28 protein-coding genes are annotated in these 26,246 nt (G+C 68.8%); 17 read left to right on the top strand and 11 right to left on the bottom strand.

The window, feature by feature from the left end; all coding sequences use genetic code 11:
* Positions 1-45: 45 nt before the first annotated feature.
* Positions 46-789, top strand: a complete 744-nt coding sequence (locus G6N25_RS02720) for a TetR/AcrR family transcriptional regulator (RefSeq protein WP_142272690.1) — start codon at positions 46-48, stop codon at positions 787-789.
* A 113-nt stretch (positions 790-902) separates the two neighbouring features.
* Positions 903-2,456, top strand: coding sequence for a flavin-containing monooxygenase (locus tag G6N25_RS02715; protein WP_142272691.1), 1,554 nt, complete (start codon positions 903-905; stop codon positions 2,454-2,456).
* Here G6N25_RS02715 and G6N25_RS02710 read toward each other — a convergent pair.
* From G6N25_RS02710 to G6N25_RS02700, 3 genes are all read right to left on the bottom strand, one after another.
* Complete coding sequence (locus G6N25_RS02710) at positions 2,446-2,985, bottom strand: TetR/AcrR family transcriptional regulator (protein ID WP_083074637.1); 540 nt, start codon at positions 2,983-2,985, stop codon at positions 2,446-2,448. The two genes, G6N25_RS02715 and G6N25_RS02710, sit on opposite strands and share 11 nt — an antisense overlap.
* Positions 2,969-3,415: an SRPBCC family protein gene (locus tag G6N25_RS02705; protein ID WP_083074638.1), complete on the bottom strand. Its 447-nt coding sequence runs from the start codon at positions 3,413-3,415 to the stop codon at positions 2,969-2,971. Before G6N25_RS02705 ends, G6N25_RS02710 begins: the two co-directional genes overlap by 17 nt.
* Before the next feature lie 105 nt (positions 3,416-3,520).
* Positions 3,521-5,098 carry a phytoene desaturase family protein gene (locus tag G6N25_RS02700; RefSeq protein WP_083074639.1) on the bottom strand — a complete coding sequence of 526 codons (1,578 nt, stop codon included), beginning with the start codon at positions 5,096-5,098 and terminating at the stop codon, positions 3,521-3,523.
* A gap of 85 nt (positions 5,099-5,183) precedes the next feature.
* Between G6N25_RS02700 and G6N25_RS02695 the strand changes: the two genes are divergently transcribed.
* Entirely contained in the window at positions 5,184-5,792 is a 609-nt protein-coding gene (locus G6N25_RS02695; protein ID WP_083074640.1) for a TetR/AcrR family transcriptional regulator, read from the top strand.
* A 206-nt stretch (positions 5,793-5,998) separates the two neighbouring features.
* Positions 5,999-6,973, top strand: a complete 975-nt coding sequence (nrdF, locus tag G6N25_RS02690; protein ID WP_142272692.1) for a class 1b ribonucleoside-diphosphate reductase subunit beta — start codon at positions 5,999-6,001, stop codon at positions 6,971-6,973.
* A 224-nt stretch (positions 6,974-7,197) separates the two neighbouring features.
* On the opposite strand, the gene G6N25_RS02685 is transcribed toward nrdF, so the two are convergent.
* Positions 7,198-8,499 (bottom strand): type II toxin-antitoxin system HipA family toxin, encoded by a 1,302-nt coding sequence (locus G6N25_RS02685; RefSeq protein WP_083074641.1) that lies wholly within the window; start codon positions 8,497-8,499, stop codon positions 7,198-7,200.
* A complete protein-coding gene (locus G6N25_RS02680) occupies positions 8,477-8,830 on the bottom strand; it encodes a helix-turn-helix domain-containing protein (RefSeq protein WP_083074642.1) in 354 nt (117 codons plus the stop codon). Before G6N25_RS02680 ends, G6N25_RS02685 begins: the two co-directional genes overlap by 23 nt.
* A gap of 262 nt (positions 8,831-9,092) precedes the next feature.
* Between G6N25_RS02680 and G6N25_RS02675 the strand changes: the two genes are divergently transcribed.
* From G6N25_RS02675 to G6N25_RS02665, 3 genes are all read left to right on the top strand, one after another.
* The gene (locus G6N25_RS02675) at positions 9,093-9,359 is read left to right on the top strand and encodes a type II toxin-antitoxin system RelE family toxin (protein WP_083074643.1); all 267 of its coding nucleotides are present in this window, start codon (positions 9,093-9,095) and stop codon (positions 9,357-9,359) included.
* Entirely contained in the window at positions 9,356-9,601 is a 246-nt protein-coding gene (locus G6N25_RS02670; RefSeq protein WP_083074644.1) for a type II toxin-antitoxin system prevent-host-death family antitoxin, read from the top strand. The genes G6N25_RS02675 and G6N25_RS02670 overlap by 4 nt, the downstream gene beginning before the upstream one ends.
* Positions 9,602-9,703: 102 nt before the next feature.
* A complete protein-coding gene (locus G6N25_RS02665; RefSeq protein ID WP_142272693.1) occupies positions 9,704-9,988 on the top strand; it encodes a DUF7161 family protein in 285 nt (94 codons plus the stop codon).
* Between the two features lie 222 nt (positions 9,989-10,210).
* Here G6N25_RS02665 and G6N25_RS02660 read toward each other — a convergent pair whose 3' ends face one another.
* A complete protein-coding gene (locus tag G6N25_RS02660; protein ID WP_142272694.1) occupies positions 10,211-10,645 on the bottom strand; it encodes a hypothetical protein in 435 nt (144 codons plus the stop codon).
* Between the two features lie 279 nt (positions 10,646-10,924).
* Here G6N25_RS02660 and G6N25_RS02655 point away from each other — a divergent pair, with 279 nt between their 5' ends.
* The gene (locus G6N25_RS02655) at positions 10,925-11,332 is read left to right on the top strand and encodes a DUF3349 domain-containing protein (protein WP_083074647.1); all 408 of its coding nucleotides are present in this window, start codon (positions 10,925-10,927) and stop codon (positions 11,330-11,332) included.
* A 9-nt stretch (positions 11,333-11,341) separates the two neighbouring features.
* Here the strand turns inward: G6N25_RS02655 and G6N25_RS02650 are convergent, their stop codons facing one another.
* Together G6N25_RS02650 and G6N25_RS02645 are read right to left on the bottom strand one after the other, a co-directional pair.
* Positions 11,342-12,382, bottom strand: a complete 1,041-nt coding sequence (locus tag G6N25_RS02650) for an NAD(P)-dependent alcohol dehydrogenase (RefSeq protein WP_083074699.1) — start codon at positions 12,380-12,382, stop codon at positions 11,342-11,344.
* Between the two features lie 107 nt (positions 12,383-12,489).
* Positions 12,490-13,608, bottom strand: coding sequence for an iron-siderophore ABC transporter substrate-binding protein (locus G6N25_RS02645; protein WP_083074648.1), 1,119 nt, complete (start codon positions 13,606-13,608; stop codon positions 12,490-12,492).
* A gap of 107 nt (positions 13,609-13,715) precedes the next feature.
* Here G6N25_RS02645 and ctaD point away from each other — a divergent pair, with 107 nt between their 5' ends.
* The 8 genes from ctaD to G6N25_RS02605 all read left to right on the top strand — a co-directional run bounded on the left by ctaD (position 13,716) and on the right by G6N25_RS02605 (position 22,193).
* Positions 13,716-15,461 (top strand): aa3-type cytochrome oxidase subunit I, encoded by a 1,746-nt coding sequence (gene ctaD, locus G6N25_RS02640; protein ID WP_083074700.1) that lies wholly within the window; start codon positions 13,716-13,718, stop codon positions 15,459-15,461.
* A 22-nt stretch (positions 15,462-15,483) separates the two neighbouring features.
* Entirely contained in the window at positions 15,484-16,719 is a 1,236-nt protein-coding gene (serB, locus tag G6N25_RS02635) for a phosphoserine phosphatase SerB (RefSeq protein ID WP_083074649.1), read from the top strand.
* A gap of 188 nt (positions 16,720-16,907) precedes the next feature.
* Complete coding sequence (locus G6N25_RS02630) at positions 16,908-17,750, top strand: ABC transporter ATP-binding protein (RefSeq protein ID WP_083074703.1); 843 nt, start codon at positions 16,908-16,910, stop codon at positions 17,748-17,750.
* Positions 17,747-18,574 carry an NUDIX hydrolase gene (locus G6N25_RS02625; RefSeq protein WP_083074650.1) on the top strand — a complete coding sequence of 276 codons (828 nt, stop codon included), beginning with the start codon at positions 17,747-17,749 and terminating at the stop codon, positions 18,572-18,574. The genes G6N25_RS02630 and G6N25_RS02625 overlap by 4 nt, the downstream gene beginning before the upstream one ends.
* Positions 18,571-19,263: an enoyl-CoA hydratase gene (locus G6N25_RS02620; protein ID WP_372506722.1), complete on the top strand. Its 693-nt coding sequence runs from the start codon at positions 18,571-18,573 to the stop codon at positions 19,261-19,263. The genes G6N25_RS02625 and G6N25_RS02620 overlap by 4 nt, the downstream gene beginning before the upstream one ends.
* Before the next feature lie 10 nt (positions 19,264-19,273).
* Positions 19,274-20,248: a class I SAM-dependent methyltransferase gene (locus tag G6N25_RS02615; RefSeq protein WP_083074701.1), complete on the top strand. Its 975-nt coding sequence runs from the start codon at positions 19,274-19,276 to the stop codon at positions 20,246-20,248.
* The gene (locus G6N25_RS02610; RefSeq protein WP_158084892.1) at positions 20,245-21,426 is read left to right on the top strand and encodes a class I SAM-dependent methyltransferase; all 1,182 of its coding nucleotides are present in this window, start codon (positions 20,245-20,247) and stop codon (positions 21,424-21,426) included. The genes G6N25_RS02615 and G6N25_RS02610 overlap by 4 nt, the downstream gene beginning before the upstream one ends.
* Before the next feature lie 71 nt (positions 21,427-21,497).
* Positions 21,498-22,193 (top strand): esterase, encoded by a 696-nt coding sequence (locus G6N25_RS02605; RefSeq protein WP_083074652.1) that lies wholly within the window; start codon positions 21,498-21,500, stop codon positions 22,191-22,193.
* A gap of 15 nt (positions 22,194-22,208) precedes the next feature.
* Here G6N25_RS02605 and G6N25_RS02600 read toward each other — a convergent pair whose 3' ends face one another.
* The gene (locus G6N25_RS02600; RefSeq protein WP_232065679.1) at positions 22,209-23,522 is read right to left on the bottom strand and encodes an outer membrane protein assembly factor BamB family protein; all 1,314 of its coding nucleotides are present in this window, start codon (positions 23,520-23,522) and stop codon (positions 22,209-22,211) included.
* An 88-nt stretch (positions 23,523-23,610) separates the two neighbouring features.
* Here G6N25_RS02600 and G6N25_RS02595 point away from each other — a divergent pair, with 88 nt between their 5' ends.
* Positions 23,611-24,348 (top strand): acyltransferase, encoded by a 738-nt coding sequence (locus G6N25_RS02595; protein ID WP_083074653.1) that lies wholly within the window; start codon positions 23,611-23,613, stop codon positions 24,346-24,348.
* Between the two features lie 13 nt (positions 24,349-24,361).
* Here G6N25_RS02595 and G6N25_RS02590 read toward each other — a convergent pair whose 3' ends face one another.
* Positions 24,362-24,850 (bottom strand): TspO/MBR family protein, encoded by a 489-nt coding sequence (locus G6N25_RS02590; protein WP_083074654.1) that lies wholly within the window; start codon positions 24,848-24,850, stop codon positions 24,362-24,364.
* Between the two features lie 148 nt (positions 24,851-24,998).
* A complete protein-coding gene (locus G6N25_RS02585; protein WP_083074655.1) occupies positions 24,999-26,222 on the bottom strand; it encodes a glycosyltransferase family 4 protein in 1,224 nt (407 codons plus the stop codon).
* Between the last annotated feature and the right edge of the window lie 24 nt (positions 26,223-26,246).

The raw sequence follows: 26,246 nt of genomic DNA, 5'->3' as shown, positions 1-26,246 counted from the left end.
CCAGTCTGCCCAGGTCAGCGGGTCCTACGCGGTATGGTGCTTGATGTGGTGAGAATTCCCCGACCGCCGCACCCCAGCATGAAGCCCGGGGTCAAGGTCGACGCGCGCAGCGAACGCTGGCGCGAGCACCGCAAGAAGGTGCGCGGGGAAATCGTCGACGCGGCGTTCCGCGCCATCGACCGGCTCGGGCCCGAGCTGAGCGTGCGGGAGATCGCCGAGGAGGCCGGCACCGCCAAGCCGAAGATCTACCGGCACTTCCACGACAAGTCCGACCTGTTCCAGGCGATCGGGGAGCGCCTGCGCGACATGCTGTGGTCGGCGATCTTCCCGTCGATCAACTTGGCCACCGACTCGGCCCGCGAGGTCATCCGGCGCAGCGTCGAGGAGTACGTGACCCTCGTCGACAAGCATCCCAACGTGCTGCGCGTGTTCATCTCGGCTCGCTCCGGGGCCACCACCGAGTCGACGGTTCGGACCCTTAACGAAGGCCGCGAGATCACGTTGGCCATGGCCGACATGTTCGACAACGAGCTGAAGGAGATGGAGCTGGACCACGCGGCCATCGAACTGGCCGCGCACGCGGCCTTCGGATCGGCCGCCTCGGCCACCGAGTGGTGGTTGGGTCCCGAACCCGACAGCCCGCGACGGATGCCGCGCGAGCGGTTCGTCGCCCATCTGACCACCATCATGATGGGGGTCATCGTCGGCACCGCCGAGGCGCTCGGCATCGCGGTCGACCCCGACCGGCCGATCCAAAGTGCGGTGCGGAGCAACCCCGCCGCGAGCTGAGCGGCGGCGACGTTGACATCGCCGCGGGCATCGATAACACTCGTCGTATCCGATACCCTGGGTACTGGGTATTTGCGAGGCCGCACCTCGCCCCGATGCAGAAAGAATCCACCATGACCATTGCCGAGCCGACGGCGCAGACGCCGGCCCACCGGGAGCCGGTGCATACCCGCGCCCTCATCATCGGGACCGGATTCTCCGGTCTCGGCATGGGCATCAGGCTGCAGCAGCAGGGTGTGGACTTCGTCATCCTGGAGAAGGCCGACGACGTCGGCGGCACGTGGCGGGACAACAGCTATCCCGGGTGCGCCTGCGACATCCCGTCACACCTGTATTCGTTCTCGTTCGAGCCGAAGCCGGACTGGAAGCACCTGTTCTCGTATCAGCCCGAGATCTGGGACTACCTCAAGGGGGTCACCGAGAAATACGGGTTGCGCCGCTACATCGTGTTCAACTCGCTGGTCGACCGCGGCCACTGGGACGAGGACGAGCACCGGTGGCACGTCTTCACCACCGACGGGCGGGAGTACGTCGCCCAGTTTCTGATCTCGGGCGCGGGCGCGCTGCACATCCCGTCCATCCCCGACATCGAGGGCCGCGACGAGTTTCGCGGCCCCGCTTTCCATTCCGCGCAGTGGGACCACAGCGTCGACCTCACCGGCAAGCGGGTGGCGATGATCGGGACCGGCGCCAGCGCGATCCAGATCGTGCCGGAGATCGTCGGGCAGGTCGCCGAACTTCAGCTCTACCAACGCACCCCGCCGTGGGTGGTGCCGCGCACCAATGAGGAACTCCCGCCCGCGCTGCGGCGGGCGCTGGCGAACATCCCGGGATTGCGGGCCTTGCTGAGGGCCGGAATCTATTGGGCGCAGGAGGCTTTGGCGTTCGGCATGACCAAGCGGCCGAACACGCTGCGGTTCATCGAGGCCTACGCCAAGTGGAACATTCGCCGCTCGGTGAAGGATCGCGAGCTGCGTCGCAAGCTGACCCCGCGCTACCGCATCGGGTGCAAGCGAATCCTGAACTCCTCCACCTACTACCCGGCGGTGGCGGATCCGAAGACCGAGCTGATCACCGACCGCATCGCCCGGATCACGCCCGACGGGATCGTCACCGCCGACGGCACCGAGCGCAAAGTCGACGTGATCGTCTACGGCACCGGCTTCCATGTGACCGACTCCTACACCTACGTCCAGATCAAGGGACGGCACGGCGAAGACCTGGTGGATCGGTGGAACCGCGAGGGCATCGGCGCGCATCGCGGGATCACCGTCGCCGACGTGCCCAACCTGTTCTTCCTGCTGGGTCCCAACACCGGGCTCGGGCACAACTCCGTGGTGTTCATGATCGAATCCCAGATCCACTACGTCGCCGACGCGATCGCGACCTGCGACCGGATGGGAGCCCAGGCGCTGGCCCCGACCCGGGCCGCGCAGGATCGCTTCAACAACGAACTGCAGCACAGGCTTTCGCATTCGGTGTGGAACACGGGTGGGTGCGCCAGCTGGTATCTCGACGAGCACGGCAAGAACACGGTGCTGTGGGGCGGCTACACCTGGCAGTACTGGATGGCGACCCGCTCGATCAAGCCCGAGGAGTACCAGTTCTCCGGGGTGGGTACCGCGGGTCGCGCGTCGTCGGCTCGCAAGGTTTCGGTCAACGGCTGAGGAGGTCGATGAAGGCCTGCGCGGCCGCGTCCACCCCGGCGTCGTCGTCGGTGGCCACGAGATCCAGCAGCAGGCCACGGGTGACGGCCAGCCCGAGCCTGGCCATCGCGCCATCGGATGGGCCGTCCGCAGCCGACTCGACCTCGCGCAGCCAGCCGTCGACCGCGCCGGGAATCATGCGTGTGAACGGCTTTTCGCCTTGGGCGGCGCGGGCGTAGCACTCGAAGAAGAGGCGTTCGGATTGGCGCAGTTCGGGTCGGCGGAGGTCGGCCCACATGGCCGCAAAGCCCTTGGCCGGGTCCGTGGGCAACGCGGGCAGCAGCCCCATCTGGCGGCGCTCGACCTCCTCGACGATCGCCACGAGCAGGCCCTCGCGAGACCCGAAGTGGTGCAACAGCATTCGGTGGCTGGTGCCGATCGCGGCGGCCACCTCGCGCAACGACCGGTCGCCGACGCCGCCCGCCGCGAACTCGTCGACGAGCGCGTCGAGCAGCTGCCGGCGTCGCTCGGTGTCAGGAGTCCGGGCCACTGGCGCGGCTGAGCTGCTCGGACCGGGCCTTGAGGCCCTGGGCCTCCAGTTCGAGGAAGCGCCTGGTCTTCTTGACCATCAGCCGCCCGACCAGTGCGCCGAGCGCACCGCGCTGTTCAAGTTGCTGGCGCACCAGGGTCCGGCCGCCGGGCTGGGCGGTGACCCAGTGGCGGGCGGTCACCAGGACGCCGGGAGAGCGCTGCACCCACGTCCAGGACGAGCCCGGGTCGATCTCGGTGACCTTCCAGACCAGCTTCGACATGCGGGGTTGCTTGATCGCGAATCGTCTGCCGACGGCCAGGGCGGGTCCGTCCCGCCCGACCAGGGACGTCACCGAGGCGGTCCATTCGGGCCAACGCTCGACGTCGCTGAAGACCTCCCAGACCAGCTGCGGCGGCGCATCGATCTCGATGCTGTCTTCGGTAATCATGTACCAAATGGTACACGACCAAGGGGTCATCGAGATTGACGGCAGCGCGGGAAAGTTCGAGTGGGCATCGCGCCAGCGTCGATCTCGGCGATGATCCGCGAAGCCCTATGCCTTGACGCGCGCGTTGAGGTGCTCGAGGGCCGCCTCGGCGCCGTTCCACCCGGGGATTCCGGTCACGCCCGGACCCGGGTGGGTGCACTGGCCACAGAGGTACAGCCCGTCGACCGGCGTGGCGAACTTGTCCTCGCCCTCGACGACGCGGCCGGTCCACAGCTGGTTGGGTTGCAGGAGGCCATGCGCGTAATCGCCGGCGTGCGCGCTGAAGGTGCTGCCGAAGTAGCGGTTGGAGAACACGACGCGGTTGGTGACGGAGTCGGCGAACCCGGGTGCGAACTCATCGAAGATTCGCACGCACGTGTCGGCGTATTGCTCCTTCCAGCTTCGGTTTTCGTCGGCGTCCAACCCGGTGGGGAAGTAGGGCGTGAAAATCGTTGCGCTGTGCTTGCCTTCGGGCGCCAGCGACGAGTCGACCATGCTGGGGATGTACAGGTAGGTGGGCGGGGCATCGGGCAGCTGGCCCTTGCGATACTGCTCCCACGCGTCGCTGATGTACTCCGGCGACGGTGCGTAGGCGACGGTGGGGCAGTACTGCCCATTGTCCTGTATGAAGGGTTGTAGGCGCTCGATCCATTGGGGCGCTTGGTCAATGGTGAGATGGGCCTGGATGTAACCCAGGTTGAAGTTGATCTCCTTGATCTTGCGGATGTAGTCGGGCGGAAAGTTCTGCGCGCCGGCCAGATTCACAAAGGTCGTGTACGGGTCGAGCGACGAGAGCACGGTGTCCGCCGAAATCGTTGTGCCGTCGCGCAACTCGACCCCGGTGGTCCGTCCGTCGGCGACCAGGATCTGCTTGACGTGATGCTTCATCCGCACCTCGGCGCCCAGCGATTCGGCCCGGCGACACAGCGCCGTGCTCAGTGAGCCGATGCCGCCGCGCGGCATGATGTACTCGACGTTGCCGCCGCCGATCAGGTAGTGATACAGCGTCGACGCGTTCGAGCCGGGCGTCCACGGGCCGCCGTCGAAGGCGTCGATCGACATCGCCGCCAGCGAGCCCTGGATGCAGCGGCCCTGGTCGGGCGCCAGGAAACGGCGCACCGTGTCCATGGTGCTGCCGTACCACATCTGGGCGAAGTCGTGGCGGTCCGCGGGCGTGGGCTGGGAGGCGATCACCTCGATGATGTCGGGCGGGGGGCCGAACGCCGAGTCGACGAAATACGGTGCGAACCGGCCGATGTGGGCGAACAGGCCGCCGAGGGCCGTGGCGACGTCGGGTCCGTGATCGTCGAGCAGGTGGCGCCCCATGCGTTCGAGGTCGTTGTACATGACGAACGGGGTGTCCTCGGGGGCCCCGAAGGTGCACGTCGACATCCACTGGTCCATCAGCTCGAAGCCCCACTTGGTCAGCTCCAGGCGCTCGGTCATCTCCTGGCGCCAGATCAGCACCGCCCACGCGCCGACGCTGTGCTTGTACCCGTCGAACAGCTCCCGGGTCGCGGCCATCCCGCCGAGGAAGTGCGCCCGTTCCAGCACAAGCACTTTCGCGCCGCCCTTCGCCAGCACATTGGCGGCGACCAGACCGTTGTGACCCGCCCCGATGACGATCGCGTCGTAGTCCGCCATGCTGACCTCCTTATGGACCCTTACGATTGACAGCACAATGTCATACCTGACATTATTGCGTCAATAGTGACATTTGGAGGGTCGGATGCTTGCCCAGGGCCGTAGCGCACGCACGCGGCAGGCGCTCATGCAGGCCGCGATGAAGCGGTTCGTCGCCGACGGCGTGCATCGGACCAGCGTCGCCGACATCGCCGCGGACGTCGGGGTGACCGAACGGACCTTCTATCGGCACTTCCCGTCCAAGCACGCGGTGATCTTCGCCGACTACGACATCGGCTTCGAGTGGTTCGCGCGCGCGTTGGCGCTGCGCCCGCACGGGGAACCCATCACCGCGTCGGTGCGAAAGGCCGTGGACGCGTTCCCCTTTGATTTCGCGATGGTCCGCGAGGCCGCCACCATCCGGTCGCGCGACCTCGACCAGGGCATCATCAGCACGCACATTCGGCGGATGCGCGATCAGGTCGCCGACGAGATCGGCCGCTTCATCCACGAACGGTCAAAGCCCACGGCCGACGGGGCCATGATCGCCGACATCGCCGCGCACAGCCTGGCCACCGCGGTGTTCGTGTCGCTGGAGGCGTGGATGAGCAAGGGCGGCGAGGACATCGACGAACTGAGCCGCCTCACCGACATCGCGCTGAGCGCCCTCGAGGACGGCCTCACGCATACCTTGCGAGAAGCCGGATTGGACTGACTTGCCAGCGGTGCGGAAGCCCGCGCCGAACGTGCACTCAGGGCGAGTTTTTCGCGATTTTCCCGCCCTGACGTCACGCTCGGCGAGCGGGACGAGGCGCGACACGGCAAACACAACTTCTTGTGTTCCGCCGCCGTGTCGTACCCCAGGGGTAGTGTTTGAGGCCTGAGTATCGCAGGCAAACCGTCTGGTGAAGTGGGGTTCTGGTGACCGAAAATATCAAGCTGATCGACCGCGTCTCGGCGATCAACTGGAACCGGCTGCAAGACGACAAGGACGCCGAGGTGTGGGACCGGTTGACCGGCAATTTCTGGCTGCCGGAAAAGGTGCCGGTCTCCAACGACATCCCGTCGTGGGGCACGCTGACCGCCCACGAAAAACAGCTGACCATGCGGGTGTTCACCGGCCTGACGCTGCTGGACACCATCCAGGGCACGGTGGGGGCGGTCAGCCTGATTCCGGACGCGCTGACCCCGCACGAGGAGGCGGTGTACACCAACATCGCGTTCATGGAGTCGGTGCACGCCCGCAGCTACAGCAACATCTTCTCCACCCTGTGTTCGACGGCCGAGATCGACGACGCGTTCCGCTGGTCGGAGGAGAATCCCAACCTGCAGCGCAAGGCCGAGATCGTCATGCAGTACTACAAGGGCGACGAGCCGCTCAAGCGCAAGGTCGCCTCCACGCTGCTGGAAAGCTTCCTCTTCTACTCCGGGTTCTACCTGCCGATGTACTGGTCGAGCCGGGCCAAGCTGACCAACACCGCCGACATGATCCGGCTGATCATCCGCGACGAGGCCGTGCACGGCTACTACATCGGCTACAAATACCAGCGCGGCCTGGCGCTGGTCGACGACGCCAAGCGCGCCGAATTGAAGGACTACACCTACGAGCTGCTGTTCGAGCTCTACGACAATGAGGTGGAGTACACCCAGGACCTCTACGACGAGGTCGGGCTGACCGAGGACGTCAAGAAGTTCTTGCGCTACAACGCCAACAAGGCGCTGATGAACCTCGGCTACGAGGCGCTGTTCCCGCGCGACGAGACCGACGTGAACCCGGCCATCCTGTCGGCGCTGAGCCCCAACGCCGACGAGAACCACGACTTCTTCTCCGGCTCCGGCTCGTCGTACGTGATCGGCAAGGCCGTCGTCACCGAGGACGAGGACTGGGACTTCTAGAGGTGCTGTTCGCCCACGAACGTCTCTCCAAGGTCCCGCAGGCGTACAACTTCTTCGCTTTCGGCGTTCGCTTCCCGCAATCGATGGTCAAAATCGGCGGGCTCACCGTCGTGGAGTGGTGAGGCCATAGCGTTCACGATTGGCCGCGCGGTCGGACAGATGAAGCACTGTCGGGTCCCGCCCGGCGGCGCTACGACAAACGAGGCTGGCGAACCGGGATGTCCTCACAAATATGTCGCGGTTGTGTACCCGTAGCCTGCGTGTGGGTTGAGGATCTGCCTGTGCCACAGGAGGTTCCGTTGTGCGGCCGTTAGCCTGGCGAGATCGGCGACTTCGGTCCAGTCGCGCTGGATGACGTCGATCTGCCCGTCGATGATTTCACGCGCCTGGGCGGTGGTCAGGCCGTATACCGGGGCGGCACGCAGGCAGGCGGCGAAAGAGCTGTCGCGGGTGCCGTCGCGGTTGAAGGCCACCGCCTGATACGAGGTCTCGCCGGAGCGGGGCTGCGGACACAGGTCATAGGCGGGGGTCAGTTCGAGACGCTGACCGTCCCAGAACGCGGCGTGGTTGCGGGGGTGGTCATCGTTGTTGCCGATGGCCACGTTGAAGACGATCCGTTCGAACAGCCGGCGACCAACGTTGGCGTCGATCCCGTTGCTGCGCAGCACGTCCAGAAGATCCGGGTACGTGGCGTACCGTGCCTCCATCTCGTCGAGTCCGAGCATGGTCAGACCTGACACCATAAGGCGTCGGCCACCGCCGGGCGGTCGGTCGAATCGCTTGATCATGAGGACGTCGCGGTTAAGGGATCTGGTGAGGAACGATGCCGTGGTGTCGATCCCGACCCGCCGGGCGAACTCAAGGGCCAGCGCCTCTGCGTTGACCACCGGACGCGTATCCGACGTAGAGGAGAACTTGGCGATGTGGCTCACGCCGTCGACGTCGATCAGCGCCTTGGGTTGTGCGCCGCCGATGGAGGTGCCGCGCACGAGCGCTGCGCTCAGTTCGTCGGTCAGCGGGCGCCCTTCCTGCAGGGCGTCGGCGGCGGTGTGCAACTCGTCGAGCGTCGCGGAGCTACCGCGCGGCACGTAGACGTCCGCGCTGGTCTGAAAGTCCAGGCCGCCGATCCGATTCGATCCAGGTTCCAGGAAGTAGGTGATCTGCTCCAGATCTCCGGGGTCGGCATCGCGTCCCTTCGCACCGTGGAGTTGTTCGAGGATGACGCGCTGGCCCCAGGAGTCGGGTCCGGCATCGCGCAGCACGGAGGCAATCGACATCGTCGGGTTGGGAGGAGTCTGCCATCCTGCGCGCAGTGGCAGCTCCGGAGTGTAGAGGCTGATGGCGTTGGGGCGGGCGAGGTAGCTGCGTCCGTAGCCGAACATGTACCGGTGTGGGCCGCGGTCGCGGAGGACTCGGACCTGTATACGCCCGGCCACTACCGGCTCGGTGTGCCCCGGCAGCCACACCCACACGTAGGCGCCGCGGGGCACGGGGATGGCGCGGTCAGAAGTCGAGGGCGTCGTCATCGTCGTCGGCTGTTGTCGATCGTGGCTGGTACTCGCGCGACGGGATCAGCGCTATCCGTTCCTCGCCGCGGCGGCGAAGTCGTGCCAGCTCGTCATCTTCGGCGCCGAACAGCGGAACACCCAGCACCGACGCCGCGCTGAGCACCGTACCGATCGCTACCCCCGGTGCGCCCCGCTCGATAGCGGTGACGGTGCGAGGGCCCACCCCGATACGCGTGCCCAGCTCCGCGGCCGTCCAGTTTTTCTGGTGCCGCGCTAGGCGAATCTGCGCGGCGAGCACGGCAAGAGCGTCCCCGGCGGCGCGAGTCGGGGCGACCATGCGCTTCGACATCGTTACTTACCTTAAAATGTCGATAAATATCTATTAATGACGATTTATAGTATCAGAAGATCGAGGCTAGCTGTTGCGTTCGCAGGACGTCGGGTGGCCTAGGTCTGGCCTAGGTCGCACCTTCCGGGGTCAAGATGGTCGCGAGACGAGCAGTGGCCGATGGCTGGTTCTGCGCTACGAGCTAGCCGCCGGAGCCTCTACCATATTTAGGTCCCTAAATTAGGACTTCTTTTAAGGTCCATTTTCTTGGTACTATTTTCGCATGGCGACCGAGTACCGGGTCGAGATCGAGACCGCCGCGGCGAAGCAAATCCAACGGCTACAACGCCACGAGCAGATCCGCATCAAGGGCGCGATCGACGCGCTTGCAATCGACCCGCGCCCGCACGGCTGCACCAAACTGAGCGGCACAACCGACTCGTACCGCGTGCGCATCGGCGTGTTCCGCATCGTCTACCTGATCGACGACGGGCTGCACATCGTCAACGTGACCCGCGTCGCGCACCGCAAGGAGGTATATAGGCGATGAGCATGATTTCGATCAGCAAGGCCAAGGCGAAGCTGTCTGAGCTGGTGCGCCAGTCCGCCGACGAGGACGTCGTGCTGATGAACCACTCGACGCCGGCCGCCGTCCTCGTCGGCGCCGGCCGCTATGACGCCATGCTCGAGGAAATCGAGGATCTGCGCGACCGGCTCAGCGTTCACGAGCGCACTGGCGTCACCGTCGAGGCCGGCAAGCTGTGGGCCGAGCTCGGGCTGTCCGACGCATGAGCGACAAAGCAGAAGTTTGCAGCGGCAGGGCCGGACGCCGCGGCCAAGCGATAGATTGGCGTCATGAACGGTGCGGAGAGCGCGGCGCCACGACCACGGAAGATGAGTGACGCTGAATCGGAATGGCGCTTGCCCGGCGAGGCCCGGACGTTTCGCAGATTCCGTTACGACATCACCGGGCTGACCGGTCGACGGCTGCGCCTGCTGACCGACCTTCCCACCGACGACGCCGGCGTCCCCCAGGATCTGCCGGAGGGGATTACCGAGGTGGTTTCGACCGAGGACGAGGTGGGGCCAAACCTGAGCGTGCGGGTTCATCCCCTCGATGACCCCACCCAGATCGCCTACGTGGCATTCGATCAGCTCGCGGTGTACGACGACGAGTGAGCACCCCGACGGTGTCGGCGAATTGGCGACGGCCTGGCGGGAGCTGCTCGCTGCCCTCGTCTCGTCGCCCCAGGTCGATGCGGTTGGGCAAGCGCTGCTGACCTCGTGGGGTGAACCCGCGGTATACCGCACGCCCCATGCTCGTGACCGGTGGGAAGCCAAGGCCAGGCGCAACCTCGGTGCGGAACTGCGCAGCCTCATCGCGTGACGAGCCGACTGCCGCTACGGCGGTCCGCGATCGAACGGCACCGGCGGGAGCATGGGTGGCAACGGCGGCGGATTGTTCGGGTCAAGCCCCAGCGCCTCGTTCACCTTGGCCCGGCTGCGCTTGGCGGCGGCCATAATCTCGCGGTAGAGGTCGTCGCCGGTGAAGCCCCTGTTCCGATACTTGGCAACGACCTCGTCCCAGCTCATGTTGGGGTTTTCGGCGGTTATCGTCGCCGCCGCGCGGCGGTCACTCATGAGTTCTCTTGTCCACGAGCGCAGCGCATTTCGCTGCTCGGACAAAATGCGCGCGGTCTCTTCGAGGCTCCTGCCCTGACCGAGCAGTTCCTCTTCGAGTTCGTCGAGGCGCAGCTCCCCGTGCAGGTACACGATCCGGGTTTCCCGCAGCGACAGCGAGCCGGGGTTGTAGTCGGGCAGACCGAGCACGCTCATCGGATCCACCACTTCGACGACCGGCGGATCAGGGCGAGGCCGGCTGGGCGGCGTCTTTCCGTCAACGCAGCCGGATGGCCTGGCAGAAGTGACCCGTGGTGTCCCGGCAAGTGACTCCCGTTGTCGTCGCTGACTTCGCAGCTCATTGTGCCCCGCGGGCAGCGGACGGCGAAAGCCCGGCCCGGAGTTCCGGGCATCAGGTGTTCGCGTCGTGAACGGCGCATGAATTGTGGGCCTGGTGCAACGCCACGGTGACGCCTCTGCCCCGACACTTATGACGTGACTTCAACCCACGCTTCCCACAAGCACGCCAAGTTTCTCAAGTCAGTGATCCGGTGGCTGGACGTCGGGTACCCCCAGGGCGTCCCCGGGCCGGACCAGGTGGCGTTGTTCGCACTGCTCAAGAGCACACCACTGACCCAGGATCAGCTCGAAGAAGTGGTGCACAACATCATCAAGAAGCACAGGGCGGAGGGCGACGGCGAGATCGACCGCGACGAGATCGAAAAGTTCATCTCGGAGACCACCCACCACGATCCCGGCAAGGAGAACATCATCCGGGTGGCCGCCACCCTGGCCGCCGCGGGCTGGCCGCTGGCCGGCATCGACGTGAGTGCGGTTATCCCGGGCGATGAGGACGGCGAGGCGGCCGAGGAGGTTGCGGCGGGGCTGCGCGCCCCGTCATAACACGCCTCGTCATAGCTTCGAGATGTCGATGACGAAGCGGTAGCGCACGTCGCTGGCGAGCACGCGCTCGTAGGCCTCGTTGATGTAGTCGGGCTCGATGATCTCGATTTCGGGTGTCACGCCGTGCTCGGCGCAGAAGTTCAGCATCTCCTGCGTCTCGGCGATCCCGCCGATGTTCGACCCGGACAGGCTGCGCCGCGCCAGCGCCAGCGGGAACGCCCCCACCTCCATGGGGTGCTCGGGGATGCCCAGCTCGACGAGCGTGCCGTCGACGTCGAGCAGGCCCAGATAGTCGTTGAGGTTCAGGTTCGCCGACACGGTGTTCAGGATCAGGTCGAAGCTGCCGCGCAGGTTGCGGAAGGTGTCCGGGTCGGCGGTGGCGTAGTAATGCTTGGCGCCCAGGCGCAGCCCGTCCTCCATCTTCTTCAGCGACTGCGACAGCACGCTCACCTCGGCGCCCAGCGCCGCGCCCAGCTTGACGCCCATGTGACCCAGCCCGCCCAGGCCGATGATCGCCAGGCGCGTGTCGGGCCCCGCGTTCCAGTGCCGCAGCGGCGAGAACAGCGTGATGCCCGCGCACAGCAGCGGGGCTGCAGCGTCCAGCGGCAGCGAGTCGGGGATGCGTAGCACGAAGTTCTCGTTGACGACGATGGCCTGGCTGTAGCCGCCCTGAGTCGGCGTGCCGTCCTTGTCGATGGAGTTGTACGTAAAGGTTGCGCCCGGCTTGCAGTATTGCTCGAGCCCGGCCTTGCAGCTGCTGCACTCGCCGCAGGAGTTGACCATGCAGCCGACACCGACGTGGTCACCTACTTTGAACTTGGTCACCTCGGACCCGACTTCGGTTACCACACCGGCGATTTCGTGACCGGGCACGACCGGGTAATTCGGCTGGCCCCACTCGGCTTTGACGGTGTGGATGTCGGAGTGGCAGATCCCCGCGAACTTGATGTCGAACGCCACGTCGTGGGGGCCGGGGTCGCGCCGGGTGATGGTGGTCTTGGTCAACGGTTCCGTCGCCGAAGTGGCGGCATACGCCGAAACTGTGCTCATGAAAAATCCCTCTTCGATGTTGTCTCGAGCCACTCGCCGGGGTGGCGCCCCGGGGTGGCGCCCCGAATGCCAGCTTATGACGACGATCGCCGGCCGGCTGCCCGGGCTCAGTTGATCGGGGCGTTGACCAGGCGCAGGTCGTCGAGGATGCCACGGGCCGCGACCAGGCCCTCCCCGGTTTGCCAGACCTCGTCGTTGACGACGTAGACCCGGTTGTCGTGGTTGGCGGAGAGCTTGCGCCACGGGCCGGAGTCCAGGACGGTGGCGGCGCGGTCGGCGGCGGCGGGCGTGGCGCACGACAGGTAGACGACGTCGGCGTCGGCGGCCGAGAGGTCCGGATTTTTCGCGAGGTCCGCGTCGGTGGCGGGAATCTCGATGTAGGCCTTGTCGGTGAACCGCTGGGCGGCCGGGCGGTCCACCCCGACCGCGCCCAGCACGCTGGCCGGGAAGTTGTCGGCCCCGTAGACGCGGATGCTGTTGGTGGTCAGCTGCACGATCGACGCCTGGAAGTGGGAGGCGTCGTGCGCGGCCCCGATCTCGGTGGCCCGTCGGGTGAAGCCGTTGATCAGCGCCTCCACGGCGGCGGTGCGTGCGGTGGCGGCGCCGACGCCGCGCACGTTGTCTTGCCAGGCCGCGCCGGGCGCCGCCGTGAACACCGTCGGGGCGATGGCGGCGAGCTGCGGATACAGCTTGGGCGTCAACGCTATCGAGCCCAGGATCAGGTCCGGGTGGGCCGCGGCGATGCCGGCCAGGTCGGGGTTGGTGCGGGTGCCGACGCCGGGGAGGCCGTGGACCGCGTCGCCCAGGTAGGACGGCTGACCCGAGGCGCCGTCCGGCAGCGCGGCGGCGACCACCCGCGATTGCAGGCCCAGCGCGCACAGGGTGTCGAGCTGGTCGCCGGAGAGCACCACGATGCGCCGCGGCTCCGCGGGAACGGTGACCGTGTCGGGGGTGACGCCGGCCGCGTTGGTGGCCTGTCGCGTCGGCGGCCCCGGATCGGGCCCGGCGGCGTCCCGCGCGCATGACTCGTCCGGCCGGCGATCGTTGCCCAGCACCCCGGCGCCCGCGATCTGGGTGGTGGGGGTGACCAGCGATCGCGTCGAGGCTTTGGGCCCCGATCCCGCCCCGCAACCACCGCAGGCCACGACCACCGTCGCGGCCGCGGCCGCGACCGATCGCCTCCCGAACACGAGTCCGACGCTAACATCCGGCGACTTCAAAGCCATTTACGACAGTTTGTAGGACCAACCCTGACGGCGGGTTGATCGGCGGCTAAGATTCCAGTCATCACTGGGTTCGGGAACCCGTCCGATGCGGATGTTTGGAGGAGCTGTTGACAGCCGAAGCGCCCCCGCTGGGAGAACTCGACGCCGTCCGTCCGTACCCGGCCCGGATCGGTCCCAAAGGGAACCTCGTCTACAAGCTGATCACCACCACCGATCACAAGATGATCGGCATCATGTACTGCGTCGCCTGCTTCATCTTCTTCTTCATCGGCGGGCTGCTCGCGCTGCTCATGCGCACCGAGTTGGCCGCGCCCGGCCTACAGTTCCTGTCGAATGAACAGTTCAACCAGCTGTTCACCATGCACGGCACGATCATGCTGCTGTTCTATGCGACCCCGATCGTGTTCGGCTTCGCCAACCTGGTGCTGCCGCTGCAGATCGGCGCGCCCGACGTCGCCTTCCCCCGGCTGAACGCCTTCTCGTTCTGGCTGTTCCTGTTCGGCGCGACGCTGGGCATGGCCGGTTTCATCACGCCGGGCGGGGCCGCCGACTTCGGCTGGACCGCCTACGCGCCGCTGTCCGACGCCATCCACTCGCCGGGCGCCGGCGGCGACCTGTGGATCATGGGCCTGGCCGTCGCCGGTCTGGGCACCATCCTGGGCGCGGTGAACATGATCACCACCGTGGTCTGCATGCGCGCGCCCGGCATGACGATGTTCCGGATGCCGATCTTCACCTGGAACATCCTGGTGACGTCGATCTTGATCCTGATCGCCTTCCCGCTGCTCACCGCGGCTTTGTTCGGCCTGGCCGCCGACCGCCACCTGGGGGCGCATGTGTACGACCCAGCCAACGGCGGAGTCCTGTTGTGGCAGCACCTGTTCTGGTTCTTCGGCCACCCCGAGGTGTACATCATCGCGCTGCCGTTCTTCGGGATCGTCAGCGAGGTGATCCCGGTGTTCGCCCGCAAGCCGATCTTCGGCTACACCACGCTGGTGTACGCGACGCTGTCGATCGCCGCGCTGTCGGTCGCGGTGTGGGCGCACCACATGTTCGCCACCGGAGCGGTTCTGCTGCCGTTCTTTTCGTTCATGACGTATCTGATCGCGGTGCCGACCGGGATCAAGTTCTTCAACTGGATCGGCACGATGTGGAAGGGCCAGTTGACCTTTGAGACGCCGATGCTGTTTTCGATCGGCTTCATGGTGACCTTCCTGCTGGGTGGCCTGACCGGCGTGCTGCTGGCCAGCCCGCCGCTGGACTTCCACGTGACCGACAGCTACTTCGTCGTCGCGCACTTCCACTACGTGCTGTTCGGCACCATCGTGTTCTCCACGTTCGCCGGCATCTACTTCTGGTTCCCGAAGATGACCGGCCGGCTGCTCGACGAGCGCCTCGGCAAGCTGCATTTCTGGTTGACGTTCATCGGCTTTCACACCACGTTCCTGATCCAGCACTGGCTGGGGGACCTGGGCATGCCGCGCCGCTACGCCGACTACCTGTCCACCGACGGCTTCCAGCCGTACAACATCGTCTCGACGGTCGGCGCCTTCATCTTGGGCGCGTCGATGTTCCCGTTCGTCTGGAACGTCTTCAAGAGCTGGCGCTACGGCGAGGTCGTGACCGTCGACGACCCGTGGGGCTACGGCAACTCGCTGGAGTGGGCCACCAGTTGCCCGCCGCCGCGGCACAACTTCACCGAGCTGCCCCGAATCCGTTCGGAGCGACCGGCATTCGAGTTGCACTACCCGCACATGGTGGAACGCCTTCGCGCCGAGGCGCATGTCGGGCGGGCGCATGGGCCGGCGAGCGGCGATGTGACCAGAGCCGACGACGTCAGCGTTCGCACCTAATGGGTTCTAGCGCCAGTCGAGGGTGAACACACCATCCAAGGTGTCGGTGCTGATCACCGTCACCGGCGTGGACCAGCCGGGCGTGACGTCGGCGCTGTTCGAGGTGCTGTCCCGGCACGGTGTCGAGCTGCTCAACGTCGAACAGGTGGTGATCCGGGGCCGCCTGACGCTGGGCGTGCTGCTGTGCTGTCCACCGGACGTCGCCGACGGCGGCGCGCTGCGTGACGACGTTGAATCCGCCATCCGCGCAAAGGGTTTGGACGTCAGCATCGAGCGCAGCGACGACGTGCCGATCATCCGGCAACCGTCGACCCACACCATTTTCGTGCTGGGCCGGCCGATCACGGCCCGGGCGTTCGGCGCGGTCGCCCGGGAGGTGGCGGCGCTGGGCGTCAACATCGACCTCATCCGCGGCGTCTCCGACTACCCGGTGACCGGCCTGGAGCTGCGGGTCTCGGTGCCGCCGGGCGGCGGCGGCGCGCTGCGGAACGCGCTGACGCGGGTGGCCGGCGACGAGGGCGTCGACGTCGCCGTCGAGGACTACAGCCTGGAATGGCGCGCCAAGCGGCTCATCGTGTTCGACGTCGACTCGACCCTGGTCCAGGGCGAGGTCATCGAGATGCTGGCGGCCCGGGCGGGCGCGCAGGGGGCCGTCGCCGCCATCACCGAGGCCGCGATGCGCGGCGAGCTGGACTTCGCGGAGTCGCTGCAGCAGCGGGTGGCGACCCTGGCGGGCCTGCCCGCCACCGTGATCGACGAGGTCGCCGATCAGCTGGAGCTGATGCCCGGTGCGCGGACCACGCTGCGCACGTTGCGGCGGCTGGGTTTTCACTGCGGCGTCGTCTCCGGCGGGTTCCGGCGGATCATCGAGCCGCTCGCCGAGGAGCTGATGCTGGACTTCGTCGCCGCCAACGAGCTGGAGATCGTCGACGGCACGCTCACCGGCCGGGTCGTCGGCCCGATCATCGACCGCGCCGGCAAGGCCAAGGCGCTGCGCGACTTCGCGGAGCAGGCCGGGGTGCCGATGGCGCAGACCGTCGCCGTCGGCGACGGCGCCAACGACATCGACATGTTGGCCGCGGCCGGGTTGGGGGTGGCGTTCAACGCCAAGCCCGCGCTGCGCGAGGTCGCCGACGCGTCGTTGAGCCACCCGTACCTGGACACGGTGCTGTTTCTGCTGGGCGTGACGCGCGGCGAGATCGAGGCCGCCGACGCGATCGACGGCCAGGTGCGCCGGGTGGAAATCCCGCCGGACTAAGCGGCGCGAGCCCGATCAGGCCCGGCGAGCAGACGCGGAATCGCACGGAAATCGCGGATTTCGTGCGATTCCGCGTCTGCTCGCGCCAGGTGGCGGCCTCGCGCCAGGTGACGGCCGCGGCGGGCGGCGATCGCGCCGGGCCGCGACCCGGCAGGTGTTCGGGCGCCGCGGTACGGCACGATGGTCGGGTGCCCGAAAACGGAAGCGAGCCAGCCGACCCCGATCTGCTGATCGACTTCAGAAGCGTGTCGCTGCGGCGCGGCGGGCGCGTCCTGGTCGGGCCGCTGGACTGGTTGGTGGAACTCGACGAACGCTGGGTGGTCATCGGACCCAACGGCGCCGGCAAGACCTCGCTGCTGCGCATCGCCGCGGCCGCCGAGCACCCGTCGTCCGGCGTGGCGTTCGTGCTCGGCGAGCGGCTGGGCCGGGTCGACGTGTCGGAGCTGCGGTCGCGGATCGGGCTGAGCTCGTCGGCCCTGGCGCAGCGCGTCCCCGGCGACGAGCTGGTGCGCGACCTCGTCGTGTCGGCCGGCTACGCGGTGCTGGGTCGATGGCGGGAGCGCTACGAGGACGTCGACTACCGGCGGGCGGTCGACATGCTGGAAAGCCTTGGCGCCGAGCACCTCGCGGACCGCGCCTACGGGACGCTGTCGGAGGGGGAGCGCAAGCGGGTGCTGATCGCCCGCGCCCTGATGACCGACCCGGAACTGCTGCTGCTCGACGAGCCCGCCGCGGGCCTGGACCTGGGCGGCCGGGAGGAGCTGGTGGCCCGGCTCGCCGACCTGGCCGCCGACCCCGACGCCCCGGCGCTGGTGCTGGTCACCCACCACGTGGAGGAGGTCCCGCCCGGCTTCAGCCACTGCATGCTGCTGTCGGAGGGGCAGGTGGTCGCCGCGGGTTTGCTGACCGACGTGCTCACCGGCGAGAACCTGTCCACGGCGTTCGGCCAGTCGATCGCCCTGGACGTCGTCGACGGGCGCTATTTCGCCCGGCGGGTCCGCACCCGCGCGGCCCACCGGAGGCAGGCATGAATCAACCACCCCCGCTGACCCCACGCCCGGCCGCGACCGTGATGCTGGTCCGCGAAACCTCGGCGAGGGATCTGGCCGTCTTCCTGATGCGGCGGCACTCGCAGATGGAATTCGCCGCCGGCGTGATGGTGTTTCCCGGCGGCGGCGTCGACGAGCGCGACCGCAACGCCGACTTGGGCGGGCTGGGGGCGTGGGCCGGGCCGCCGCCGCGGTGGTGGGCGCAGCGGTTCGGCATCGAGCCCGACCTGGCCGAGGCGCTGGTGTGTGCGGCCGCCCGGGAGACCTTCGAGGAATCGGGCGTGCTGTTCGCCGGGCCCGCCAACGAGCCGAACAGTATCGTCGGCGACGCCTCGGTGTACCGCGACTCCCGCCGCGAGCTGGCCGCCGGCACGCTGTCCTTCGCGGACTTCCTGCGGCGCGAAAACCTCGTGCTGCGGTCGGACCTGCTGCGGCCGTGGGCCAACTGGGTCACCCCGGAGGCCGAGCGCACCCGCCGCTACGACACCTATTTCTTCGTGGGCGCCCTGCCGGAGGGCCAACGGGCCGACGGCGAGAACACCGAATCCGACCGCGCCGGCTGGACGACGCCGCGGGCCGCCATCGACGACTTCGCCGCCGGCCGCAACTTCCTGCTGCCGCCGACCTGGACGCAGCTGGACTCGCTGGCCGGGCGCACCGTCGCCGAGGTGCTGGCCGTCGAGCGCCAGATCGTCACGGTGCAACCCCACCTCGAGATCCGGGGCGACAACTGGGTTTTCGAGTTCTTCGACTCCGACCGCTACCACCGGGCGCGGGAGGCCGGCGGGATGGGATGGCAGTTTTGAGCGAATTCGTCAGCGTCGTGGCCGGCGCCGGCCTCGCCACGCTGGTCCTCTCGCGGCCGCCCACCAACGCCATGACCCGACAGGTCTACCGCGAGCTCGCGGCCGCGGCCGGCGAACTCGGGCGCCGCGACGACGTCGCCGCCGTGATTGTGTTCGGCGGCCACGAGATCTTCTCCGCCGGCGACGACATGGCCGAGCTGCGGACGCTGACCCCGCCGGAAGCCGAGATCGCGGCCCGGGTGCGGCGGGAGGCCGTCGACGCCGTGGCGGCGATCCCGAAGCCCACCGTGGCCGCGATCACCGGATACGCGCTGGGCGCCGGGCTCACGCTGGCCCTGGCCGCCGACTGGCGCGTGGCCGGCGACAACGTGAAGTTCGGCGCGACCGAGATCACGGCCGGCCTCGTCCCCGGCGGCGGCATGGCCCGCCTGGCCCGGGCGGCCGGGGCGAGCAGGGCCAAGGAACTGGCGTACAGCGGCCGCTTCGTCGACGCCGAGGAGGCCTTGGCGCTGAACCTGATCGACGAGATGGTGGCCCCCGACGACGTCTACGACGCCGCCGCGGCGTGGGCTTCGCGCCTTCTCGACGCCCCGCCGCACGCACTGGCGGCCGCGAAGGCCGCCATCAACGCCGTCTTCGACGACGCTGGTCACAGCGGTGGCGGCAACGCGGATCCCGCCGCCGGTTAGGCTCCCCTGCATGACGACGAGTCCGACCGACGCCGTTCCCAACCCGCACGCCACCGCCGAGCAGGTGGAGGCGGCCAGGCACGACAGCAAGCTGGCCCAGGTGCTCTACCACGACTGGGAGGCCGAGACCTACGACGAGAAGTGGTCGATCTCCTACGACCAGCGCTGCGTCGACTACGCCAGGGACTGCTTCGACGGCATCGTGCCCGACCAGGCCAGCGCGGAGCTGCCCTACGACCGCGCCCTCGAATTGGGTTGCGGGACGGGCTTTTTCCTGCTCAACCTGATCCAGTCGGGGGTCGCCCGGCGCGGGTCGGTCACCGACCTGTCGCCCGGCATGGTCAAGGTCGCCACCCGCAACGGGCAATCGCTCGGGCTGGACGTCGACGGCCGCGTGGCCGACGCCGAGGGCATCCCCTACGAAGACAACACGTTCGATCTGGTGGTCGGGCACGCCGTGCTGCACCACATCCCCGACGTCGAGCTGTCGCTGCGCGAGGCGATCCGGGTGCTGCGCCCGGGCGGGCGGTTCGTGTTCGCCGGCGAGCCGACCACCGTCGGCGACTCGTACGCCCGCACGCTGTCCACGCTGACCTGGCGGATCGTCACCAACGCCACCAGGCTGCCGGGCCTGCGCGGCTGGCGGCGCCCGCAGGCCGAACTCGACGAGTCCTCGCGCGCCGCGGCGCTGGAGGCCCTCGTCGACCTGCACACCTTCGCGCCGGGGGACCTGGAGCGGATGGCCGCCAACGCCGGCGCGGCCGAGGTCCGGACCGCCACCGTGGAGTTCACCGCCGCGATGCTGGGCTGGCCGCTGCGCACGTTCGAATGCGCGGTGCCGCCGGGGCGGCTGGGCTGGGGCTGGGCGAAGTTCGCGTTCACCGGCTGGAAGACGCTGAGCTGGGTGGACGCCAACGTTTTAGCGCACGTCGTGCCGAAGGGCTGGTTCTACAACGTGATGGTCACCGGGGTCAAACCCTCCTGAGCTTCAGCCTCGACGACGTCAGTTTCCTGCGGTCGCAATCGGGTGCCGCGGCGCTGGCCGCGGTCGCCGAGCTCGAATTGAGCGACGCCACCCGGATCGCCGACGTCGCCGCCGCGCGCGCCCGATTCGGCGACCGGGCGCCGGCGCTGGTGGAGACGACGCTGCTGCGCCGCCGCGCCGGCGAGAAGCTGGGCGGGCTGTGCGACGTGTCGGATTGGCTGTTCACCGACGAGGCGCTGCAGCAGGCCACCGCGGCGCCGGTGGCCCTGCACCGGGCCGGCCGGCTGGCAGAGGCGGGCGTCGTAGTGCACGACGCGACCTGCTCGATCGGCACCGAAGTGGCCGCGCTGCGCCGCGCCGGCGTCCGGGCGGTGGGCAGCGACATCGACCCGCTGCGGCTGGCGATGGCGCGCCACAACCTGGGGCCGGCCGCCGACCTGTGCCGCGCCGACGCGCTGCGTCCGGTGACCCGCGACGCGGTCGTCGTCGCCGACCCCGGGCGCCGTCGCGACGGGCGGCGGCGCCTCCACGTCGATGACTATCGGCCCGCCCTCGGTCGGTTGATCGACGCCTACCGTGGCCGCGATCTGGTCGTAAAGTGCGCCCCCGGAATCGATTTCGATCGGGTGAGGCGCCTCGGCTTCGACGGCGAAATCGAGGTGACGTCGTATCGCGGGTCGGTCCGGGAGGCCTGCCTGTGGCCGGCCGGGCTGGCGCGGCCGGGCGTGCGCCGACGGGCGAACGTCCTCGATCGCGGCGAACAGATCACCGACGCCGACCCGGACGAGTGCCCGGTGCGGCCGGCCGGGCGGTGGATCGTCGACCCCGACGGCGCCGTCGTCCGGGCCGGCCTGGTGCGCCACTACGGCGCGCGCCACGGGCTCTGGCAACTCGACCTCGACATCGCCTACCTGTCCGGGGATCGGCCGCCGCCGGGGGTCCGGGCCTTCGAGGTGCTCGAGCGGGTGAGGTTCGACGAGCGCCGGCTCCGGCGCGCCCTGTCGGCGCTGGACTGCGGGGCGCTGGAGATCCTGGTCCGCGGCGTGCGCGTCGACCCCGACGCGCTGCGGCGACGGCTGCGGCCGCGCGGCGGCCAACCCCTGTCGGTGGTCATCACCCGCATCGGCTCGGGGCCCGCCGGTGCGGCGACGGCCTTCGTGTGCCGGGCCTCCCGATAGCGCACGGGTACGCTGGCTGCCGTCACTCCTGTAGGCGCCCAGCCTGTTTAATCGGCAAGGACGATTCGACGATGCGTTATCTGATAGCGACCGCGGCGCTGGCCGCCGCGGTCTTGCCGGGCTGGCCGGCGGCCCCTCGGGCGGTCGCCGCGCCGTCGTCGTGCGCCGGCCTGGGCGGCACCGTCGAGGCCGCGCAGATGTGTCTCGTGCAGGCCACCGGCCCCACCTACACGCTGAAGATGACGTTCCCGGCCGACTATCCCGACGAGCAGGCGCTGACCGACTACCTCACGCAGAACCGCGACGGGTTCGTCAACGTCGCGCGCAGCTCCGGCCCGCGCGACCAGCCGTACCAGATGGTCGCCACCACCGAGCAACACACGGCCGGCCAGCCGCCGCACAACACCCGCAGCGTGGTGCTCAAGTTCTTCCAGGACCTGGGCGGCGCGCACCCGTCCACCTGGTACAAGGCGTTCAACTACAACCTCGGGGCCAAGCAGCCCATCACCTTCGACAATCTGTTTGCGCCCGGCACCACGCCGCTGGACGCCATCTTCCCGGTCGTCCAGCGCGACCTGGAACGTCAAAACGCTTTGGGGGTGACGATATTGCCCTCGACCGGGCTGGACCCGTCGCGCTACCAGAACTTCGCCATCACCGACGACCAGCTGATCTTCTACTTCGCGCCGGGCGAGATGCTGCCGGCGTTGGTCGGCCCGGTCCAGGCCCAGGTGCCCCGCAACGCCATCCCGCCGCTGGCGATCTAGCGCCCGGGCCGGGCTTCAGGCCGGGCCGAAACCGAAGACCTGGCCGTCGCTGATGGCGGCCACCACCCGGCGATCGTTGCCCACCGACACCCCGACCGGATATCCGGTGGCCGCCGGAAGCGGATAGCCGCCCAGCGTGTGACCGGTGGCCGGGTCGAAGACCAGCAGCGACAGGCCCGGAGCGCCGTCCGCGGGTGGGCCGCCGACCACCGCGTAGCCGACGCCGGCGCCGGCCAGGCTCGACGACGACAGCGGGGTGACGTCGTCACGGCGCCAGAGCCGATCGGCGTGATCGCCGGCATCCTTGAACGCCGCCAGCCGGGTGTCCGGGCCGCCGCCCGACACGATCAGCCCCTGCGGGGTGACCGCGGGCGGCGTCTGCGCCAGGAAGCCCAGCGGCACCGACCACTTTGGTTTCCCGTCGCCACTGTTGAGCGCCCACAGTCGCTGGTCGCGGCCGTTGACGTACACGGTCGACCCGTCGGCGGACAGCACCGGGCTGGCGATGACCCCGGCGCCGACGGCGTCGCTGGTCCACTCCCGGCTCAGCAGCGGGGACTGCCCCGGGTGGTATTTCAGCCCGACCAGCCCCGCGCCCGGCGCGCCCGGCTGCCAGACGCCGAGCACCACCGCCCCGCTGGCCGGTGAGAAGGCCGGCGCCGCCGCGACCGGGCAGCCCTGGCGCGCGGGCGCGCAATCGTCCAACCCGCGCGTCGCGTCGGTGGGGTCGACGCCCTCCACCAGGTCCAGCGGGCTGCCGATCACCTGGCCGCGGTGGGAGTCGAAGACCAGGACCTGCCCCAGGTGCGTGGCGACGAGCAGCTGGCCGTGCCCCAGAAACCGCGGGGTGGTGGGCATCCCGATCACGGGCTGGCGCCACCGCGTCCACTGCGTCACCGGAAACGACAGGAAGGCCCCCGGCTGACCGACGTAGAGGTTGTCGAAGCCGTCGAACAACGGGCCGGCGAAGCCGCCGCCCTGGGCCAGCCGGACACACCAGCGTTGCCGGCCGTTGTCGTTGTTCTCCCACTCCATCAGCGAGCATCCGGCCGGGGTCTGCGCGTTGAGGGCGAGATAGCCGCGCGCGCTCAGCGCCGCGGCGGCCGCCAGGGCGCCCTTCACCGACCGCGCCCATTGCAGCGACAGCTTGGTGGCGCCGCCCGTCGCGGTGTAGCCGCTGTTGGCGGCGTCACCGTATTGCGCGGGCCAGCCCTGCGCGGGCGACGCGTCGACCCACGAGTCGGTGCTGCCGCAACCGGCGAGCCCGACCGTCAGCGCGGCCGCCAGCAACCACCGCCGAAGCCCACGCGGGAGATCTCGGGCTAGCACCTCGGGTTTCCCAATCCTTCTCCGTGAGCAGGCGGCGATCGAGTACAGGTGAGGGTAACCCGCGGCGCCTCCGATAGGCTTTCCGGCCATGACGAGCATGTGGGGCGCGCCGCTCCATCGCCGGTGGCGGGGGTCAAACCTGCGGGACCCTCGCCAGGCGAGGTTCCTCACGCTGGCGTCGCTGAGGTGGGTCGTGCGGAATCGCGCGTACACGCCGTGGTACCTGGTGCGCTACTGGCGGCTGCTGAAGTTCAAGCTGGCCAACCCGCACATCATCACCCGCGGCATGGTGTTTCTCGGCAAGGGCGTCGAGATCCACGCGACCCCCGAATTGGCGGAGCTGGAGATCGGCCGCTGGGTGCACATCGGGGACAAGAACACCATCCGCGCGCACGAGGGCTCGCTGCGGTTCGGCGACAAGGTGGTGCTGGGCCGCGACAACGTCATCAACTGCTATCTCGACATCGAGCTCGGGGATTCGGCGTTGATGGCCGACTGGTGCTACATCTGCGATTTCGACCACCGGATGGACGACATCACGATGCCGATCAAGGATCAGGGCATCATCAAGTCCCCGGTCCGGATCGGGCCGGACACCTGGGTCGGCGTGAAGGTGACGGTGCTGCGCGGCACGTCCATCGGGCGCGGCTGCGTGTTGGGGTCGCACGCCGTGGTCCGCGGGGTCATCCCGGACTATTCGATCGCCGTCGGCGCCCCGGCCAAGGTGGTCAAGAACCGGCAGCTGTCCTGGGAGACCTCGGCCGCGCAGCGCGCCGAGCTGGCCGCCGCGCTGGCCGACATCGAACGCAAGAAGGCGGCCCGCTAGGGCGGCGCGGCCGTCATTCGGCGCCGCGGTTGAGCCGCCAGACATGGGTGGCCAGGACGGTGGCGAAGGCGCACCACAACGCGTACGGCGACAGCGCCAGCCCGGCCCGCCGGTCGGCCCGCGCCGTCCGGCGGGCAAGATCGGCGCTGCTGGCTGTCAGCGCGGCGGCGCCGAGCGCGGCGGCACCGAGTTTGTGGTACCGGAAGAAGAGCCAGCTCCATCCGGCGTTCAGCAGCAGGTTCAGCCCCAGCGCCGCGGCGTAGCGGCGCGCCTCGTCCCGCCGTCCCGCCGCGCGCAACCGGTCGACGGCCACCGCGGACGTGGCCGCGATGTCGCCATACAGCGTGGTCCACACGATGGGGAACGCGGCGCCGGGCGGCTGGTACGGCGGCTTGCGAAGCCGCGAGTACCAGCCGGCTACGCGGCTCGGGCTGGCGATGCTGCCGGCTCCGGCGGCGGCCGCGACGGCGAGCGTCGTCGCGGCCGGTATTGACCTCTTCATCCCGCGCTCCGTTCCTGTTGGGTCAACCCTACTGGCGCACAACGGCTTTGGCGTGTGCAGGGGTAGTGGACCGCCGGGCGCGCTCTCGTGGGCATGTCAGTAACGTAACCATTAATCGGGAGAACGAAACCGCCCACCGTTCGTGGGGCTAGCGGTCTGGCAGCGCGTGCTCGACGATGGGCAGCCGTGGCAGGGGCTGCCGCTCGCCACGCTTGGCCGCCAGGTACACCTGCGCGGTCTCGGCGGCCACGGTGTGCCAATCGAAATCGGAGGTGAGCCGTTCGCGGGCGGCGCGGGCGCGCCGCTGCGCGGCGTCGGGATCGTCGAGCACGCTGCGCACCGCCGAGGCCAGCGCCGCCACGTCGCGCGGCGGGCACGACACGCCGGTCTGCCCGTCGATCACCGCCTCGCCCAGGCCGCCGATGTTCGAGGTGACCAGCGGGGTGCCGGCCGCGGCGGCCTCCAGGGCGGCGAGCCCGAACGGCTCGTAGTGGCTGGGCAGCACCGCCGCATCGGCCCGGTGCAGCACCGCCAGCAGCTCGGCGTGGTCGAGGTGTCCCACGAACCGAGTTGCCTTGAGCACCTTGTGTTTACGCGCCTGGTCGACGAGCCAGTCCTGCTGGGTGCCGTCGCCGGCGATGGTCAGCGTGGTCCCCGGGTGGGTGCGCCTGATCCGCGGCAGCGCGGCGATGACGTCGTGCACGCCCTTCTCGTACTCCAGCCGCCCGAGGTAGAGCAGCTCGGCCGGCCCGGTGCGCGGCCGGCGGGCCGCGAACGGCCAGCGCGCCGCGTCGATGCCGTTGCGGATCACGGTGATCTCGGCCAGGCCGGGGCCGAACAGTTCGGTGATCTCGTCGGCCATCGACACCGAACACGTGATCAGCGAATCGGATTCGCGCACCAGCCACGACTCGACCGCGTGCACCTGACGGCTGAGCGCCCCGGCGACCCAGCCGGAATGCCGGCCTGCTTCCGTCGCGTGAATCGTGGAAACCATTGGCACGTCGTAGAACTGGGCGAGCGCGATGGCTGGGTGGGCCACCAGCCAGTCGTGTGCGTGCACGACGTCGGGGGTGAAATCCAGCGACAGGCCGGCGCGGATCATCGAGTGACCCATCGCCAGCGTCCAGGCCATCATGTCGCTGCCGAAGGTGAATTCGTGCGGATCGTGCGCGGCCGCGATCACCCGGACGCCCTCGGCGACCTTGTCGGACGACGGGTGGCTGCTGGGATCGGTGCCCGAGGGGCGGCGGGACAGGACGACGACGTCGTGACCGGCGGCGGCCAGCGCCGTCGACAGGTGATGCACGTGACGGCCCAACCCGCCGATCACCACCGGCGGGTACTCCCACGACACCATGAGGATCTTCACGGGCGCCTCGTCCGCCGCCCGGAA

It is taken from the genome of Mycobacterium heidelbergense, from assembly GCF_010730745.1.
Classification (GTDB): Bacteria; Actinomycetota; Actinomycetes; order Mycobacteriales; family Mycobacteriaceae; genus Mycobacterium; species Mycobacterium heidelbergense.
This window is presented reverse-complemented; position numbering and strand designations above follow the sequence as displayed.